Origin of the sequence: Ruixingdingia sedimenti (genome assembly GCF_031432425.1) — a bacterium.
Taxonomy (GTDB): Bacteria; Pseudomonadota; Alphaproteobacteria; order Rhodobacterales; family Rhodobacteraceae; genus Ruixingdingia; species Ruixingdingia sedimenti.
Genome location: NZ_JAVKPH010000012.1, coordinates 39,212 through 55,152 on the forward strand (window position 1 = coordinate 39,212; position 15,941 = coordinate 55,152).

Genomic DNA, 15,941 nt, shown 5'->3' on the forward strand with positions numbered 1-15,941 from the left:
GGATCACTCCTCTTCCTGCGGCAGGGCATGGGCGTCGATCCAGGGCCGCGGGTCGTGCACCTGCGCGGCCGTTTCTTCCATCCAGCCCATGATCGGCCCGGCCAGCACCGTCATCGCCACCAGCCCCGCCAGCAACAGCCCCACCGCGACGAAGGGCAGCGCGCGGGCGGGCGGCGGGATGTCGTGGGGAACGGGTTCGGGCGGGCTTTCATACGCTTTCCAGAACAGCAGGCTGCCGGCCCGCGCCAGCCCCGCCACCGCGATCAGCGAGGTGATCAGGATCGCCGACCACGCCAGCACATAGGGCCCGGTGTTGCGCAGCGCGTCGAGGATCAGCAGCTTGCCCACGAAACCCGACAGCGGCGGCAGCCCGGCGATGGCGATGGCACCGGCAAAGAACAGCGCCGCGATCAGCCCGTTCTGCGGGATCGGCGGGCGCGGCGCGGCCAGCGTGTCGGTCCCGCGCCGTTCCAGCACCATGTCGGCGATCAGGAACAGCGCCGCCGTGGCCAGCGTCGAATGCACCAGATAGTAAAGCACCGCCGCCGTGGTCTGCGGCGAAAACGGCGCCATGCCCAGGAACAGCGTGCCCATGGACCCGATGGCGGCGAAGGCCACCAGCCGCGCCAGCCCCTTCGCCCCGAGGATACCCACCATCCCCACCACCAGCGTCAGGAGCGCGGCGGGATAGAGGATTTCGGCATAGAACGTGCCGGTCGCGGGCACGTCGGGGCCGAACATCAGCGTGAAAAACCGCAGGATCGCATAGGCGCCCACCTTGGTCATCACCGCGAACAGCGCCGCCACCGGCCCCGGGGCCAGCGCATAGGTGTTGGGCAGCCAGAACTGCATCGGCACCAGCGCGCCCTTGACCGCGAACACGATCAGGAACAGCACCCCCGCCACCCGGATCAGCGCCGCGTCGCCCTCCGGCAGGGCGGCGATCTTGACCGACAGATCGGCCATGTTCAGCGTGCCGGTGACGGAATAGACGGTCGCCAGCGCGAACAGGAACAGCGTGGACCCGGCAAGGTTGTAGGCGATGTACTGCACCCCCGCGCGCAGCCGCGCACCGCCCCCGGCATGGATCATCAACCCGTAAGACGCGATCAGCAGCACCTCGAAGAACACGAACAGGTTGAAGGCATCCCCCGTCAGGAAGGCCCCGCAGATCCCCATCAGCTGAAACTGGAACAGCGCATGGAAATGCCGCCCCCGCGCATCCCAGCCCGTGCCGATGACATAAAGCAGCACCGCCACCGCCAGCATCGCCGTCAGCAGCACCAGAAGCGCCGACAGCCGGTCGAGCACCAGCACGATCCCGAAGGGCGCGGGCCAGTTGCCCAGCAGATAGACCTCTGGCCCCGCGCTGGACGCGGCGGCGAGCAGCGCGACAGAGATCGCCAGCAACGCCAGCGTCCCGGCCAGCGAGAACACCCGCTGCAACGTCAGGTCGTTGCGCATCAGCAGAACGATCAACGGGCCCAGAACCGCCGGCAGGACGACGGGGGCAATGATCCAGTGACTCACTGCTCGTCCTCCTGCGGTCCGGTCATGTCGATGCGGTCATGCCCCGTTTCCAGGAACGCGCCGAGCGCCATCATCACCATCACCGCCGTCATCCCGAAGGAAATCACGATCGAGGTCAGCACCAGCGCCTGGGGCAGCGGGTCGACATAGGCCGCGCCGTCGGGCGACAGGATCGGCGGCATGTCGATCGACAGCCGGCCCGAGGCGAAGATGAACAGGTTCACCGCATAGGTCAGCAGCGACATTCCCAGCACCATCGGAAAGGCGCGCAGCCGCAGCACCAGATAGATGCCCGTCATCGTGATCACCCCGATCGCGCTTGCGACAAGGATCTCCATCAGCGCCCCTCCGTCCCGTGCGAGGGCGCCGAGGGGTCGACGTCCATCGGTTCGATATTCACCGTCTCGCCGGCGCGGATCGCGATCCGCGTCAGGCTCGCCAGCATCAGCATCACCGCCCCCACCACGGTCAGGAACACGCCCAGATCGAAGATGGCGGCGGTGGCCAGTTCGAATTCCTCCAGCGGCGGGATGCGGACATAGCCGTAATCCGAGGTCAGGAAGGGCCGCCCCGCGAACCAGGCGCCGATGCCGGTCAGCCCGGCGACGAACACCCCCGCGCCGATCAGCGCGTGATAGTCCAGCCGCTGGCGCGCATCCGCCCAGGCAAAGCCCGAGGCCATGTATTGCATCAACAGCGCGATGGCGACGACCAGCCCGGCGATGAAGCCGCCGCCGGGGTCGTTATGGCCGCGCAGGAAGATGTAGACCCCGACGACCAGCGCCACCGGCAGGATCATCCGGGTGGCGATCACCGCCATCATCGGATGCCGGTCGCCCGCCCGCCGCTGGTCGGGCACCCAGGCCAGCAGCCGCCGGTTCGCCCGCCCGCCGCGCAACAGGGTTTCCGTCAGCGCGAACACCAGCAGCGCGGCGATGCCGACCACCGTGATCTCGCCGAAGGTGTCGTAGCCGCGGAAGTCCACCAGGATCACGTTGACCACGTTGGTCCCCCCGCCCCCGGACTTGGAATGCGCGAGGTGATAGTCGGAAATCGTCGGAAAGGCGAAATCGCGCGTCATCAGCGCATAGGCCAGCGCCGCCACCCCCACGCCCGCCGCGCCCGCGACGATCAGGTCGCGCAGCCGCTTGGACGCGCCGCTTTCCACCGGGGTGCGCTTGGGCAGGAAGTTCAGCGCCAGCAACATCAGCACCACCGTCACCACCTCGACCGAGATCTGGGTCAGCGCGAGGTCGGGCGCGGACAGGTAGATGAAGGTGATCGACACCATCAGCCCCACCACCGCGATCAGCACCAGCGCCAGCAGCCGGTCGCGGTGCAGCACCATCAGCAGCACCGAACAGATCACCAGCGCGACCCAGGCCACCACCGGCACCGGCGCGATTTCCGTCAGCAGCCGGTCGCCCGGGGCATGGGTGCCGGTGCGGAAGGCCCAGACCCCGGCCACCACCACGCCCAGGGTGAAGATCGCCAGATACCGTGTCAGCGCCCCGTTGTGCAGCCCGTCGGTAAAGCCCCGCGCGACGGCGGCGCAGGCATCGACGATGGCGTCGAAGATCCGCTTGGCCTCCGGCCGGGGCACGGCGGTCCAGATCGCATCCAGCCGCCTGTGGCCGCCCACCAGCACCAGCCCCGTGCCCACGGCGACGATGGACAGGAACAGCGCCGGCACCAGCCCGTGCCAGTGATGGATGTTCACCGTCACCGCGCCACCCGTCACCGCCCCCGCCGCGGCCGCCACGATCCCGCCCGCCAGCGTCATCGGCCAGAGCCCGATCAGCACCACCAGCACCGCCAGCAGCGCCGGCGCCGCCCACATGCCGAAGCCGGGGTCGTGCGGGTGGTGCGGATAATCGCTGCGCACCGGGCCCAGGAACACATGCGCGATCAGCCGGAAGGAATAGGCGACCGAGAACGCCGCCCCCACCGTGGCCAGCACGACCAGCAGCCAGCCCCCGCCGGCGCCCGCGTGCAGCACCTCTTCCAGCATCATTTCCTTCGACAGGAAACCGTTCAGCGGCGGGATCCCCGCCATCGACAGCGCCGCGACGGCAACGATGGCGAAGGTCACGGGCATCAACGTCCGCAAGCCCCCCAGCCGCTTGATGTCGCGGGTCCCGGCCTCGTGGTCCACGATCCCGGCGGCCATGAACAGCGCGGCCTTGAAGCTCGCATGCGCGATGATGTGGAACACCGCCGCCACCGCCGCCGCCTTGGTGCCGAAACCCAGAAGCATGGTGATCAGCCCCAGATGGCTGACGGTGGAAAAGGCCAGCAGCGCCTTCAGGTCGTCCTTGAACAGGCCGATCACCGCGCCGATCACCATCGTGATCAACCCCGCCCCCGCGACCAGCCAGAACCATTCCGCCGTCCCCGACAGCACCGGCCACAGCCGCGCCATCAGGAACAGACCCGCCTTCACCATCGTCGCCGAATGCAGATAGGCCGACACCGGCGTGGGCGCGGCCATCGCATGCGGCAGCCAGAAGTGGAACGGGAACTGCGCCGACTTGGTGAAACAGCCCAGAAGGATCAGCAGCAGCGCCGGCAGATACCATTCGCTCGCCTGGATCGCGCCCGCCTGGGTCAGGATCACGCTCAGGTCATGGCTGCCCGCGACATGGCCGAGGATCAGCATCCCCGCGATCATCGCGAGCCCGCCGGAGGCCGTCACGATCAGCGCCATCCGCGCGCCCTGCCGCCCCTCGGGCAGGTGTTTCCAATAGCCGATCAGCAGGAAGGACGACAGCGAGGTCAGTTCCCAGAACACCAGCAGCACCAGGATGTTGTCCGACAGCACGATCCCCACCATCGCACCCTGGAACAGCATCAGATAGGTATAGAACTGCCCCATCGGGTCGGATTTCGACAGGTAGTAGCGCGCATAGAGGATGATCAGCAGCCCGATCCCGAGGATCAGCCCCGCGAACAGCAGCCCCAGCCCGTCGAGAAAGAAATTCGCATCCATCCCCAGCCCGGGCAGCCATTCGATGCGGGTATGGATCACCTCGCCCCGCAGCACCGCGGGCGCATGGATCAGCAGCCCCAGCAGGGCCAGCGCATTGGCGGCGGCAGCGGCAAGGGCGCTCGGCCCCCGGCCCGCGCGGATCATCAGGCCGGGAAACAGCGCGCCGAGGAACGGCAGCGCGGCGATCAGGGCTAGGGACATCGGCGGTTCCGTCCTCGTCTGCGTGCGTGGGTGCCGGTTCGGGCCGGCATTCGTCGTCGCGCGGCCTTAACTGCCTGCTCGCCCTACGGCTAGTCAAGGAAAACCCGCCGCGCCATCCCCCCTTGCGGGGGACAGGCACAGGTTTTTCCCCAATGCGGCGGCCCGTTTGCCCCTTCGCGGCGGTCAGCTCTGCGGCGTCATCGCCTTGCGTTGCCTGGCGCGCGACAGGCCCAGACGGCGTTCGCGCCAGATGATGAGGATCCCGGCCAGCACCACCAGCGCCGCCCCCGCCAGCATGGTCAGCGTCGGCAGATCACCGAACACCCAGTACCCGATGCCGAGCGCGAAGACGATCGACACATATTCGAAAGGTGCCACGACAGAAGCGTCGGCATGCTTGTAGCTCGATGTCAGCAGGATCTGCCCGACCCCGCCCAGAAGCCCGGCGCAGACCAGCATGGCGAATTCGGGCCCCGTGGGCACCACCCAGCCGAAGGGCGCCGTCAGCAGCGACAGCCCCGCCGCCGTCAGCGAGAACCAGAAGACGATGGTCGCCGTCGGCTCGGTCGCCACCAGCCGGCGCACCTGCACCTGCGCCATCGCCGCCAATGTCGCCCCGGTCAGCGCCAGCGCCCCGCCGATGGCCCGCTGCGTACCGCCGTCGCTGTGCAGCCCCGTCAGTTGCGGCGACAGCACGATCAGCACGCCCACCATCCCCAGCATGACCGCCGAAATGCGGAACCCCCGCACCACCTCGCCCAGGAACAGCGCGGCAAAGACCACCGTCAGCAGCGGCGCGGCATAGCCGATCGCCGTCGCCTCGGGCAGCGGCAGATAGGCGAGCGCGGCGAAGGAACAGCCCATCGAGGCCGTCCCCGCCAGCCCGCGCCAGACATGGCCCAGGGGCCGCGCGGTGCGCCAGCCGGTGCGCAGTTCGCCCCGCCAAGTCAGCCAGGCAAGGATCACCGGCAGCGCGAAGAACGACCGGAAGAACACCGCCTGCCCCGCCGGCACCCGTTCCGTGGCGGCCTTGACCAGTGCGGCCATGACGATCAGCAGCAGGACAGAGGCGATCTTGAAGGATATTCCGCGCAGGGGCTGCATGTCGTGGCTTTCGGCGATCCCTTCGCTTGTCGCCCGCCCGGGGGGCGGATGCAAGGGCGGAACGCGGGCCTTGCCTTGTGCCGGCTTCACGGCCATCATTCCGTTACAATGAGGCAGGTTCCGACACCCTTTCCGCTTTCGCAACGCATCCCCGAAGAGACCGCCTTCGACCGGCGCGAGCTGGCGGCGATCCTGTCGCTCTATGGCCGGATGGTCGCGGCGGGGGAATGGCGCGACTATGCCATTTCGCACCTGCGCGAGGTGGCGGTGTTCTCGATCTTCCGCCGCACGGCGGAAAACCCGATCTACCGCGTGGAAAAGCGCCCGCGCCTGCGGCAGAAACAGGGGATGTACGCGGTGATCGGCCCCGAGGGCCAGGTGCTGCGCCGCGGCCACGACCTGCCGATGGTGCTGCGGGTGCTGGAACGCCGGCTGATCCGCAGCGTGGATTAGGGCGGGCCGACAGTCGTCCGTGCCGCTATGACTGGCGAAGGCGCGTGCCTTCGCCACCGCGATGTCTGTCGAGTTGCCCCGGCCGGGGGCCCAAGCCCCCGGCCAGCGCCCGCCCCGCCCATGGCGGGCGCTTCTCGCCCGCCGGGGCAGGCGCCGGCCTTTCCATTATTCCCGGCATCACCGTCCCTGATGGCACCGCCGCGCGACGGGCGGGGAAACGCGGTGCGTTTCCTTGTCCCGCCCGGCCCGGCCTTTGCCGCCCTACCCCGCCCGCCGCCGCGCCGTGATCCCGCCGCCCCCGGCGGCGGCGATCCTCGCCACGGCGTCGGACAGAGGTTCCGCCGCCACCGCCATGTGATGGCCGTTGGCATGCACGATCCGGTCTGGCCCGGCCACCAGCGCGACATGGCCCTTCCAGAACACCAGATCGCCCCGGCGCAGGTCGTCGGGGCCGATCTCTGCCCCCATGCCCGCCTGCATGTCGCTGTCGCCCGGGCAGGCCCGCCCGCAGGCGTGGAAGGCCAGTTGCACCAGCCCCGAACAATCCACCCCCGCCCGGCTGTTTCCGCCCCACAGATAGGGCGTGCCCGTCAGGCTTTCGGCCACCGCCACCGGATCGTCGGCCCAATCCCCGATGGCGCGCAGATGGCAGGCGGGCACCCAGCCCTGCGGCACCGCGGCAAAGGCCCCCTGCGCCCCGGTTACGGCCAGCCGCGCACCAAGGCTCAGCCCCGCGACCTCATGCGCCTGCACCCGGGGTTCGGGGTAAAGATGGCTGCCGGGCGCGCAGATCCAATGCGTCACCATCGTGTCGGGGCCCAGTGCCGCTTCGGCCAGCCAGCCGACATAGCCGTCCTTTTCCGCCTGCCCGAAGGCATGGCCGCCATCGCGGTCCAGCACCAGAAAACGGTCGCCCATCAGCACCTGCCGGTCCCGCGCCCGGCCCGGTGCGCGGTTCAGATCCGCCAGCGGCGCCACCACCCGCGCCCATTCGCCCGCGACATAGGCCGGCGCCTCCACCCGCCCGCGCAGGGATACATGCGCGACGCGCCCGTTCGCCGGGGTCAGCCGCCGGTCCATCTCAGACCCCCAGCACGGCGGGCAGCGCCTCCAGCAGCGCCCGCGCCCCCTGCCCCACGCCCCCCCTGGGCCGGGCGGGGGCATCGGTGGGCTGATGGGCGTAGATGTCGAAATGGACATAGCGCGCGCGGTCCACGAACCGGCGCAGGAACAGTGCCGCGGTGATCGACCCGGCCATGCCGCCCGCGGGCGCATTGTCCAGATCGGCGATGCCGGGTTCGATCATCGGCTCGTAGGGCGCCCAGAGGGGCATCCGCCACAAGGGATCGCGCACCTTCGCCGCCGCCCCTGCCAGCGCCGCGGCGATGTCGTCATGGTCGGTGTAGAACGGCACCAGATCGGGGCCGAGCGCCACCCGCGCCGCCCCGGTCAGCGTGGCCATGGACACGATCGCGCCCGTCTCCTCCTCATCCGCCAGTGCCAGCGCATCGGCCAGCACCAGCCGCCCCTCGGCATCGGTGTTGTTGATCTCGACCGTCAGCCCCTTGCGGCTGGTCAGGATGTCGCGCGGGCGCATCGCATCGCCGGAAATCGCGTTCTCCACCGCCGGGATCAGCACCCGCAGCCGGATCGGCAGATCCAGCGCCATGATCATCCGCGCCAGCCCCATGACGGTCGCCGCCCCGCCCATGTCCTTCTTCATCAGCAACATCCCCGAGGACGGCTTGAGGTCGAGCCCCCCGGTATCGAAACAGACCCCCTTGCCGACCAGCGTCAGCTGCGGCCCCGCCGTGCCCCACCGCATGTCCAGCAACCGCGGCGCACGGGCCGAGGCGCGGCCCACCGCATGGATCATCGGCAGGTTCCGCGCCAGCAGATCCGCACCCCGGACCGCCGCCGCCGCCGCCCCGAACCGCGCGGCAAGGTCGAAGAACGCGGCCTCGAGTTCATCCGGCCCCATGTCGGCGGCAGGTGTGTTGACCAGATCGCGCGTCAGCGCCTCGCCCGCCGCGATGGCCTCGATCCGCCGCACATCCACGCCAGCGGGGGCCTTGAGCAGCGCCCCGGGTGCCGCGGCCTTGCGGTAGCGGTCGAAGCGGTACTGCGCGAGCAGCCAGCCGAGCGCGGCCTCGTCCCGGTCCTCGGGCGACAACCGGGCTTCCAGATGCCAGACGCCCGCAGGCAGCCGCGCCGCAGCACGGGCCACCCCGAACCGCCCGCGCGCGCGCGCGGCGGCATCGCCCATGCCCAGCACCGCCCCCGCGATCCCGCCCCCGGCGTCGGGCAGGACCACCACCTCGCCCGCCCCGGCCCCGAACCCCGCGGCATCGAGCCAGCGGCGGTGCGGCTCCGCCAGGGTATCGCGGAAGCCCGCCAGATCCTCGGCCGCAACGACATGCAGCGGCCAGGAAGCGGCGGCGGGATCGGCAAAGCAAAGGGACATCGGCATTCTCCGGCAAAGATGGCGCGAGCCTATCCGTTCGCGCGCCCGCCGCAAGGGCCGCGCCACGACCCGGCGCAGCACCCGGCCCGGACGGCGCAGGGGGCATTCTGCCCCCTCTTGGCTGCGCCAATTCACCCCCTGAGGATATTTTCAGACAGAAAATGAGGAAGGGCGCGCCCGATGAAGGCGCGCCGCCGACCCCTCGCCCGGCACCAGCGCCGGGCAAAGGGCCTATCCGGCCGTATCCCAGCCCCCGGCGATCGCCTGCGCCGCGCTGCGGTTCAGCCGCGCCCAGGTCGCGGCCAGCGCGGTCGCGTCCCCGCGGTCGAGGCAGGCGCCCACATCCTCTGCCACGCGCGCGAGCGTCGTCAGCCCCAGATGGTCGGCGATCCGGCGCATCCGGCGCAGGTTGCGCGCGAATCCCTCCAGTTCCCGCCCGGCGTACTGCCGCGTCAGATCGTGGCGCACGTTCGCCAGTTCGATCATCGCGCGGTCCAGCAGCGCCTGCACCTCCGCCCCGCCGAACTGCGCATAAAGCGCGCCGATCCGCGCGGGATCGAGCCAGATCCGCTCTCGCGGACATAGATCCAGGACCACGGCCGGCATGGTTCCCTCCACCCTCGTTTCATTCACCCGCCGCGATCCTGCCGCCGGCCTGCTGAAGAAAAGGTTGCGGCGGGTGCGAAAAACCCCTCGAATTTCGCTCGAATGCGCCCTACTCAGGGCGCGGTCGAACAGCATCGCACAAGGGGAACAGGAATGGACAAGGCCCGCCCACTGCCCGCGTATCTGATCCAGCGGTTTCACGGCTGGCGCGCAACCGCCTGGCAGGAAAACAAGGCCTGGTACCGCCGCCTGGCCAGCGACGGGCAGCACCCGCGCGCGATGGTGATTTCCTGCTGCGACAGCCGCGTGCATGTCACCTCGATCTTCGGCGCGGACGAGGGCGAGTTCTTCATCCACCGCAACATCGCCAACCTGGTGCCCCCCTACACGCCCGACGGCGAGAACCACGGCACCTCGGCGGCGGTGGAATATGCGGTGACGGTGCTCAAGGTCGCGCATCTGGTGGTGCTGGGGCATGCCAATTGCGGCGGCGTCAAGGGCTGCCACGACATGTGTTCGGGCCACGCCCCGGCGCTGGAGGAAAAGACGAGCTTCATCGGCCGCTGGATGGATATCCTGCGCCCGGGCTACGAAAAGCTCGATCCCGCCGCGGCCGAGACCGAAAGGCTGACCGCGCTGGAAAAGGAGGCGGTGCTGGTCTCGCTCGAGAACCTGATGACCTTCCCCTTTGTGCGCGCCGCGGTCGAGGCCGAGGAGATGACGCTCCACGGTCTGTGGACCTCGACGGGCGAGGGCGCGCTGGAACACTACGACCCGGCGCAGCACGGTTTCGTGCCCGTCTGATCTGACAAACGCGTGAGCAGCGCGCAGGGCCGTAGGCAGACGGCGCGTGGCGGGTATAGTCGGGGCGCAAAGTCCAGTCCCAGCAACCCGCCACAAGGGAGCCAAACGTGAAGCCCATCCACATGACCCTCGCCCTGAGCCTTGCGCTGTCCGCGGGCACCGCCCTTTTCGCGAAAGAGGGGGTGACGAACCCCACCGTCAAGGCGCGGCAGGACACGATGCAGACCATCCGCCGCAACACCGCGGTCCTGGGCGACATGGCGGGCGGCAAGACCGCCTTCGACCCGGCGGCGGCGGCGGCGGCCAAGGCGGAACTGGCCGCCGCGGCGGCAGAGATCCCGGTGAAGTTCGAACCCCAGGAGGGCGACCCCAAATCCGAGGCGAAGCCGGAGATCTGGACCGGATGGGACGACTACGTGCAGAAGGCCGAGGCGCTGGTGGCCGCGGCCGAGGCGGTGGATACCGCCTCGCTCGACGGGGTGCGCGCCGGCATGGGCGCCATCGGCGGCGCCTGCAAGAGCTGCCACGAAACCTACCGCCTCGACTGATGCGACCTGCCGCGCGGCCGCCGGGCCGCGCCCCCAATGAAGCCCGGCCCTTGCGGCCGGGCTTTCCGATGACGCGGTCAGGGCCGGGGCGCCACCCGCGCAGGCCGGTTCCCGAACCGGCGTCGCGCCCCTCCGCCCCCGCAAACCGGAAGGCGCAACCGCCTTTTCAGGCTGGATCCGAATATCCCCGCCGGAGGCCGCCGCCCCTTCCGCCCGCGGCACGGCCGGGCGGGCCCCGGCGCCCGCGCATCCGTAGGCCGGCGCTCGCCCCGGCGGCCTTTCCTGCGCGCCTACGGGCCCGCAGCCATAGGCTCAGCGTGGGGGTGCTACAGGCGTTCGCCCTGCCTTCGGGCATTTTTCTTGAAATGAGGCGGCTTCCCTTCACCTTGGGCGGCGGCCCGGCCCCCCTGACCCCGGCCGGCGGCCCCACATAACGATTGACGCGGAGGAACCATGTCGCCCAAGCTTTCCACCCTGCTCGCCTCGGCGGCGCTCGCGCTGGCCCTGCCGGCGGCGGCCCAGGAAACCACCTACAAATTCGCGCATTTCCTGCCCGCGACGCACCCTCTCTGGGTCGATGGCGGTCAGGTCTTCACCGATGCCGTGACCGAGGCCACCGGCGGCAACACCAAATGGGAAGTGTTCCCCGCCGGCCAGTTGGGCAAGGACAACCTCGCCGTCGTGACCTCTGGTCTTGCCGATATCTCGATCATCGCCACCTCCTACGCGCCCGAGAAATTCCCCGTCAGTTCGGTGTCGGAACTGCCGGGCCTCTATGCCAGCGCCTGCGAGGGCACGGGCCGGTTCTGGCATCTGGCGAAAGAGGGCGGGCCGATCGACGTGGCGGAATACGACCCGCTCGGCATCCGGGTGCTCTATGTGCTGACGCTGCCGCCCTACACGCTGATGACCACCCGCAAGGCCGTCGGCACCAAGGCCGAACTCGAGGGGCTCAAGATCCGCGCCAACGGCCCGGCGATGGACAAGACGATCCGCGCGCTCGGCGCGGTGCCGGTGCGCGTACCGTCGAGCGAGATGTACGACGCCTCCAGCCGCGGCACCATCGACGGCGCGGTCTACCCCTATGGCGGCGTCACGCCCTACAAGCTGGAAGAGGTGCTGCACTACGGCACCCAGGGCGCGATGCTCGGTTCCGGCAGCATCCTGATCGCGATGAGCCAGAAGGGCTGGGACAGCCTGTCCGACGACATGAAGACGGTGTTCGACGCGGCCGCCGCCAAGGCGCAGCGCAACCTCTGCGAGGCGCAGGACCGGCAGGAAGCCATGTTCCGCGACGAGATCGTGGCCAAGGCCGGGTTCACGGTGGTCGAACTGTCGCAGGAAGAACGCGACCTGTGGCAGACGGCGCTGTCCTCGGTGGCCGAGGACTGGGCAAAGGAAATGGACGCCCAGGGCAAGAACGGCAGCGCGCTGCTCGACGCCTATCGCGCGGCGGACCCGGCGTTCTGATCCGCCCCCGCATGACAAAAGGCGCGGGTCCCGCCCGCGCCTTTTCCCCTGGCCCGTCCGGGGCAGGCCCCGCCCCGCATCGTCGGGCGCACCCGACCTTCGCGCGCGGTACGGCCGCGGAAACCGGCCCTGCCGGCCCGCCGCACGCATGAAACGGCGTGCGTCACTTTCTGTCCCGAAATATCCCCACGCGGCGCGGCCCCGCCCCTTCCGCCCGCACCGCCGCCGGGCGGATGCCCCACCGATGACGCAGGCTGTAGGCCGGGGCGCGCCCCGGCCCGATCAGAACACCACCACCGCGCGGATCGACTTGCCCGCATGCATCAGATCGAAGCCCTTGTTGATCTCGTCCAGCGTCAGGGTGTGGGTGATCATCGGGTCGATCTCGATCTTGCCCGACATGTACCAGTCGACGATCTTCGGCACATCCGTCCGCCCCCGCGCGCCGCCGAAGGCGGTGCCCTTCCATACCCGGCCCGTCACCAGCTGGAAGGGCCGCGTCTGGATTTCCGCCCCCGCGGGCGCGACGCCGATCACCACCGACACGCCCCAGCCCCGGTGCGTGCATTCCAGCGCATCGCGCATCACCTTGACGTTGCCGGTGCAGTCGAACGAATAATCCGCGCCCCCGATCCGGTCGAAGGGGGTCTTGGTCATCTCGACGATATGGTTGACGACGGACCCCTCGATCTCTTTCGGGTTGACGAAATGGGTCATGCCGAACCGCTCGCCCCATTCCTTCTTGTCGTTGTTCAGGTCGACGCCGATGATCATGTCGGCCCCGGCCATCTTCAGCCCCTGGATCACGTTGAGCCCGATCCCGCCGAGCCCGAACACCACCGCCTTCGCCCCGATTTCCACCTGCGCGGTGTTGAGCACCGCACCGATGCCGGTGGTCACGCCGCAGCCGATGTAGCAGATCTTGTCGAAGGGCGCCGAGGGATCCACCTTGGCCAGCGCGATTTCCGGCAGCACGGTGTGGTTGGCGAAGGTGGAACAGCCCATGTAGTGATAGATCGGCGTGCCGTCGAGCATGGAAAACCGCGTCGTCCCGTCCGGCATCAGCCCCTGCCCCTGCGTCGCGCGGATCGCGGTGCAGAGGTTGGTCTTGCGGCTGAGGCAGCTCGGGCATTCGCGGCATTCGGGGGTATAGAGCGGGATCACATGATCGCCCGGCTTCAGCGTGGTCACGCCCTCGCCCACCTCGATCACCACGCCCGCGCCCTCATGGCCGAGGATGGCGGGAAAGATCCCCTCGGGGTCGGCGCCCGACAGGGTGAATTCGTCGGTATGGCAGATCCCGGTCGCCTTGATCTCGACCAGCACCTCGCCCGCCTTGGGGCCGTCGAGGTTCACCTCCATGATCTCGAGCGGTTTGCCGGGGGCGACGGCGACGGCGGCACGGGTGCGCATGGGTTCGGTTCCTCCTTGGACTGCGGGCGGCAGGCTGGGGCAAATCGGCACGGATTGCAACCACGGGGCTGCGATCCGGGGCGGTGCGGTCGCGCGATGGTGAGGGTAGGGGGATTGCCGCCGCGCGCCCGATGGCCCAAGCTGGCACGGACCAGACCGGAGCCCCGATGCACGCCCCCCGCCGCGCCCCCGCCCTGATCTTCGCCGCCGCCATCGCGGCGCTGGCCGCCTGCGTGGCCGCCCCCCCGGCCGGCGGCGCGGCGGAAACGCCCCGCCCGGGGGCCGCTGTCGAGGCCCCCATCCCGGAAGGACGCCCCGCGATGAAACCCCCGCAAGGATTCGGCGCCATGAAGCCCCCCGCCCCCCCGCCGGACGAGGCCGACGCCTGCGGCGCGGCGGCGCTCCAGCCGCTGGTGGGCCAGCCGCTGTCGGCCTTCGATCCCCGCACCGCCAAGGGCCGCGTCCGCATCATCCGCCCCGGCACGATGGTGACGATGGACTACAGCGCCACGCGGCTGAACGTCAGCCTGGACGGGGCAGAGATCATCACCCGCATCCACTGCGGCTAGGGCCGCCACCCCGGCGGGCCTGCCGGTGGAAAGAACGGGGCGCCTCCGGCGGGAGTATTTGGGAAAAGGCGAAGCGGCAGGCGCCGCCCTCTTCATTTTCTGTCCTTAAATATCCCGGGGTCCGGGGCAGCGCCCCGGCGCCGCGCCCGCCATTGCATCCCCGGCAACAGGAAAACCCTATGTCCCCTCGCGGACGCCCGATGGCCGGCGCCGTTGCGGCCATGGCCGGGCGGCGCGATCCTGCCCCGGACTGACCGAGGAGGGCATCATGGCACAGGCCACGCAGGCCGCGGGCGCGCCGCTGGAACGGTTCGAGCATCTCTATATCAACGGCCAATGGGTCAAGCCCATCGACGGCGGGATGATCGAAAGCATCGACCCCGCCACGGGCCGCCCTTGGGCGCTGGTGGCGATGGGCGGCCGGGGGGACATCGACCTCGCGGTCGAGGCCGCGCGGGCGGCCTTCCGCGGCCCGTGGCGGCGCATGCCGGGGCACGAACGCGCCGCCGTCCTGCGCCGCTTCGCCGATGCCTATCAGGCGGCGATTCCGGAAATGGCGGTGCTGGAATCGCGCGACAGCGGGCGGATCATCGTGGACTGCCGCGCCGATCTGGGCGCGCATGTGCAATGGTACCAGTGGTTCGCCTCGCTGGCCGACAAGGCGCAGGGCGCCACGATCCCGATCGACGACAGCGTGCATTGCTTCACCACCCGGGTGCCGGTGGGGGTCGTCGGCGCGATCACACCGTGGAACGCACCGCTGCTGACGATCTGCCTCAAGCTCGGCGCGGCGCTGGCGGCGGGCTGCACGCTGGTGGTCAAGCCGTCTGACAACACGCCGGTGACGACGCTGTTGCTGGGCCGGATCGCGCAACAGGCGGGGCTGCCGCCCGGCGTGCTGAACATCGTGCCCGGCAACGGGCGCGCGGTGGGCGAGCATCTGGTGGCCCATCCGGGGGTCGACAAGATTTCCTTCACCGGCGCGGGGGCGACGGCGAAACAGATGCTGCGCACCGGGGCCGACACGCTGAAACGCTTCACCTTCGAGCTTGGCGGCAAGGCGCCCCATATCATCTTTGCCGATGCCGATCTGGAACAGGCGCTGAATTCGGCCACCTCTTCGGCCTGGACGAACTGCGGGCAAAGCTGCGCGCTCGGCGCGCGGGTGCTGGTGGAACGGCCCGTCTATGACCGCGTGGTCGAGATGTTCCGCGCCCGGGCGGCGACGGTGAAGGTGGGCATGCCGCTGGACGAGGCGACCCGGATGGGGCCGCAGAACAGCCGCCAGCAGCTGGAAAAGACGCTGTCCTATTTCGACATCGGCCGGGCCGAGGGCGCCGAACTGATCGCCGGCGGCCGCCGCATCGACGCACCGGGGCTGGCAGAGGGCTATTTCGTCGAACCCACCGTCTATGCCGGGGCCGACAACCGGATGCGCATCGCGCGCGAGGAAATCTTTGGCCCCGTGGCCACCATCATCCCCTTCGAGGGCGAGGACGAGGCGGTCGAGATCGCCAACGACACGCCCTATGGCCTGACCTCGGGCCTGTGGACGAACGATCTGGGCCGCGCGCACCGGGTGGCGAACCGGATCGAGGCGGGCATCGTCTGGGTCAACACCTACCGCTTTCTGCGCTGGTCCACCCCCTACGGCGGGTTCCGCCAAAGCGGATGGGGCCGCGAAAACGGCATCGACGCGCTGGACCCCTATCTGGAAACCCGCACCACGGTGATTTCCACCACCGGGCAGGCCGCAAACCCCTATGCCTGAACGCGAAAGGCCCCGTGGC

At 69.8% G+C, this 15,941-nt stretch carries 14 protein-coding genes; 6 read left to right on the plus strand and 8 right to left on the minus strand.

What is annotated here, in order from left to right:
- Positions 1–3 precede the first annotated feature (3 nt).
- From RGD00_RS11720 to RGD00_RS11735, 4 genes are all read right to left on the minus strand, one after another.
- Positions 4–1,530 (minus strand): monovalent cation/H+ antiporter subunit D, encoded by a 1,527-nt coding sequence (locus RGD00_RS11720; protein WP_310457516.1) that lies wholly within the window; start codon positions 1,528–1,530, stop codon positions 4–6.
- Positions 1,527–1,868, minus strand: a complete 342-nt coding sequence (locus RGD00_RS11725; protein WP_310457517.1) for a Na+/H+ antiporter subunit C — start codon at positions 1,866–1,868, stop codon at positions 1,527–1,529. Before RGD00_RS11725 ends, RGD00_RS11720 begins: the two co-directional genes overlap by 4 nt.
- On the minus strand, positions 1,868–4,720 hold the full coding sequence (locus tag RGD00_RS11730) for a monovalent cation/H+ antiporter subunit A (RefSeq protein WP_310457518.1): 2,853 nt from the start codon (positions 4,718–4,720) through the stop codon (positions 1,868–1,870). The genes RGD00_RS11725 and RGD00_RS11730 overlap by 1 nt, the downstream gene beginning before the upstream one ends.
- A 183-nt stretch (positions 4,721–4,903) precedes the next feature.
- Positions 4,904–5,824, minus strand: coding sequence for a DMT family transporter (locus RGD00_RS11735; protein ID WP_310457580.1), 921 nt, complete (start codon positions 5,822–5,824; stop codon positions 4,904–4,906).
- Positions 5,825–5,932: 108 nt separating this feature from the next.
- Between RGD00_RS11735 and RGD00_RS11740 the strand changes: the two genes are divergently transcribed.
- Positions 5,933–6,277, plus strand: a complete 345-nt coding sequence (locus tag RGD00_RS11740) for a DUF2794 domain-containing protein (protein WP_310457519.1) — start codon at positions 5,933–5,935, stop codon at positions 6,275–6,277.
- A gap of 261 nt (positions 6,278–6,538) precedes the next feature.
- Here RGD00_RS11740 and RGD00_RS11745 read toward each other — a convergent pair whose 3' ends face one another.
- From RGD00_RS11745 to RGD00_RS11755, 3 genes are all read right to left on the minus strand, one after another.
- Complete coding sequence (locus RGD00_RS11745; protein WP_310457520.1) at positions 6,539–7,357, minus strand: C40 family peptidase; 819 nt, start codon at positions 7,355–7,357, stop codon at positions 6,539–6,541.
- Between the two features lies 1 nt (position 7,358).
- Complete coding sequence (locus RGD00_RS11750) at positions 7,359–8,741, minus strand: leucyl aminopeptidase family protein (protein WP_310457581.1); 1,383 nt, start codon at positions 8,739–8,741, stop codon at positions 7,359–7,361.
- A 231-nt stretch (positions 8,742–8,972) separates the two neighbouring features.
- Entirely contained in the window at positions 8,973–9,347 is a 375-nt protein-coding gene (locus RGD00_RS11755) for a hypothetical protein (RefSeq protein ID WP_310457521.1), read from the minus strand.
- A gap of 153 nt (positions 9,348–9,500) precedes the next feature.
- Here RGD00_RS11755 and RGD00_RS11760 point away from each other — a divergent pair, with 153 nt between their 5' ends.
- The 3 genes from RGD00_RS11760 (at position 9,501) to RGD00_RS11770 (ending at position 12,169) form a co-directional block, all read left to right on the plus strand.
- Entirely contained in the window at positions 9,501–10,151 is a 651-nt protein-coding gene (locus RGD00_RS11760) for a carbonic anhydrase (RefSeq protein ID WP_310457522.1), read from the plus strand.
- Positions 10,152–10,258: 107 nt separating this feature from the next.
- Positions 10,259–10,699 (plus strand): c-type cytochrome, encoded by a 441-nt coding sequence (locus tag RGD00_RS11765; RefSeq protein WP_310457523.1) that lies wholly within the window; start codon positions 10,259–10,261, stop codon positions 10,697–10,699.
- A gap of 453 nt (positions 10,700–11,152) precedes the next feature.
- Positions 11,153–12,169 (plus strand): TRAP transporter substrate-binding protein, encoded by a 1,017-nt coding sequence (locus tag RGD00_RS11770; protein WP_310457524.1) that lies wholly within the window; start codon positions 11,153–11,155, stop codon positions 12,167–12,169.
- A 282-nt stretch (positions 12,170–12,451) separates the two neighbouring features.
- Here the strand turns inward: RGD00_RS11770 and RGD00_RS11775 are convergent, their stop codons facing one another.
- Positions 12,452–13,582 (minus strand): S-(hydroxymethyl)glutathione dehydrogenase/class III alcohol dehydrogenase, encoded by a 1,131-nt coding sequence (locus RGD00_RS11775; RefSeq protein ID WP_310457525.1) that lies wholly within the window; start codon positions 13,580–13,582, stop codon positions 12,452–12,454.
- A 167-nt stretch (positions 13,583–13,749) separates the two neighbouring features.
- Here RGD00_RS11775 and RGD00_RS11780 point away from each other — a divergent pair, with 167 nt between their 5' ends.
- Both RGD00_RS11780 and RGD00_RS11785 read left to right on the plus strand, forming a co-directional pair.
- Positions 13,750–14,151: an I78 family peptidase inhibitor gene (locus RGD00_RS11780; RefSeq protein WP_310457526.1), complete on the plus strand. Its 402-nt coding sequence runs from the start codon at positions 13,750–13,752 to the stop codon at positions 14,149–14,151.
- 268 nt (positions 14,152–14,419) lie between these two features.
- Positions 14,420–15,922 carry an aldehyde dehydrogenase gene (locus RGD00_RS11785; protein ID WP_310457527.1) on the plus strand — a complete coding sequence of 501 codons (1,503 nt, stop codon included), beginning with the start codon at positions 14,420–14,422 and terminating at the stop codon, positions 15,920–15,922.
- The last annotated feature ends 19 nt before the right edge of the window (positions 15,923–15,941 follow it).

Excerpts from the sequence above, each read along its gene's own strand:
- RGD00_RS11725 (WP_310457517.1), bottom strand. The coding sequence starts at position 1,868 with ATGGAGATCCTTGTCGCAAGCGCGATCGGGGTGATCACGATGACGGGC.
- RGD00_RS11730 (WP_310457518.1), bottom strand. The coding sequence starts at position 4,720 with ATGTCCCTAGCCCTGATCGCCGCGCTGCCGTTCCTCGGCGCGCTGTTT.
- RGD00_RS11735 (WP_310457580.1), bottom strand. The coding sequence starts at position 5,824 with ATGCAGCCCCTGCGCGGAATATCCTTCAAGATCGCCTCTGTCCTGCTG.
- RGD00_RS11740 (WP_310457519.1), top strand. The coding sequence starts at position 5,933 with ATGAGGCAGGTTCCGACACCCTTTCCGCTTTCGCAACGCATCCCCGAA.
- RGD00_RS11745 (WP_310457520.1), bottom strand. The coding sequence starts at position 7,357 with ATGGACCGGCGGCTGACCCCGGCGAACGGGCGCGTCGCGCATGTATCC.
- RGD00_RS11750 (WP_310457581.1), bottom strand. The coding sequence starts at position 8,741 with ATGTCCCTTTGCTTTGCCGATCCCGCCGCCGCTTCCTGGCCGCTGCAT.
- RGD00_RS11755 (WP_310457521.1), bottom strand. The coding sequence starts at position 9,347 with ATGCCGGCCGTGGTCCTGGATCTATGTCCGCGAGAGCGGATCTGGCTC.
- RGD00_RS11760 (WP_310457522.1), top strand. The coding sequence starts at position 9,501 with ATGGACAAGGCCCGCCCACTGCCCGCGTATCTGATCCAGCGGTTTCAC.
- RGD00_RS11770 (WP_310457524.1), top strand. The coding sequence starts at position 11,153 with ATGTCGCCCAAGCTTTCCACCCTGCTCGCCTCGGCGGCGCTCGCGCTG.
- RGD00_RS11775 (WP_310457525.1), bottom strand. The coding sequence starts at position 13,582 with ATGCGCACCCGTGCCGCCGTCGCCGTCGCCCCCGGCAAACCGCTCGAG.
- RGD00_RS11780 (WP_310457526.1), top strand. The coding sequence starts at position 13,750 with ATGCACGCCCCCCGCCGCGCCCCCGCCCTGATCTTCGCCGCCGCCATC.
- RGD00_RS11785 (WP_310457527.1), top strand. The coding sequence starts at position 14,420 with ATGGCACAGGCCACGCAGGCCGCGGGCGCGCCGCTGGAACGGTTCGAG.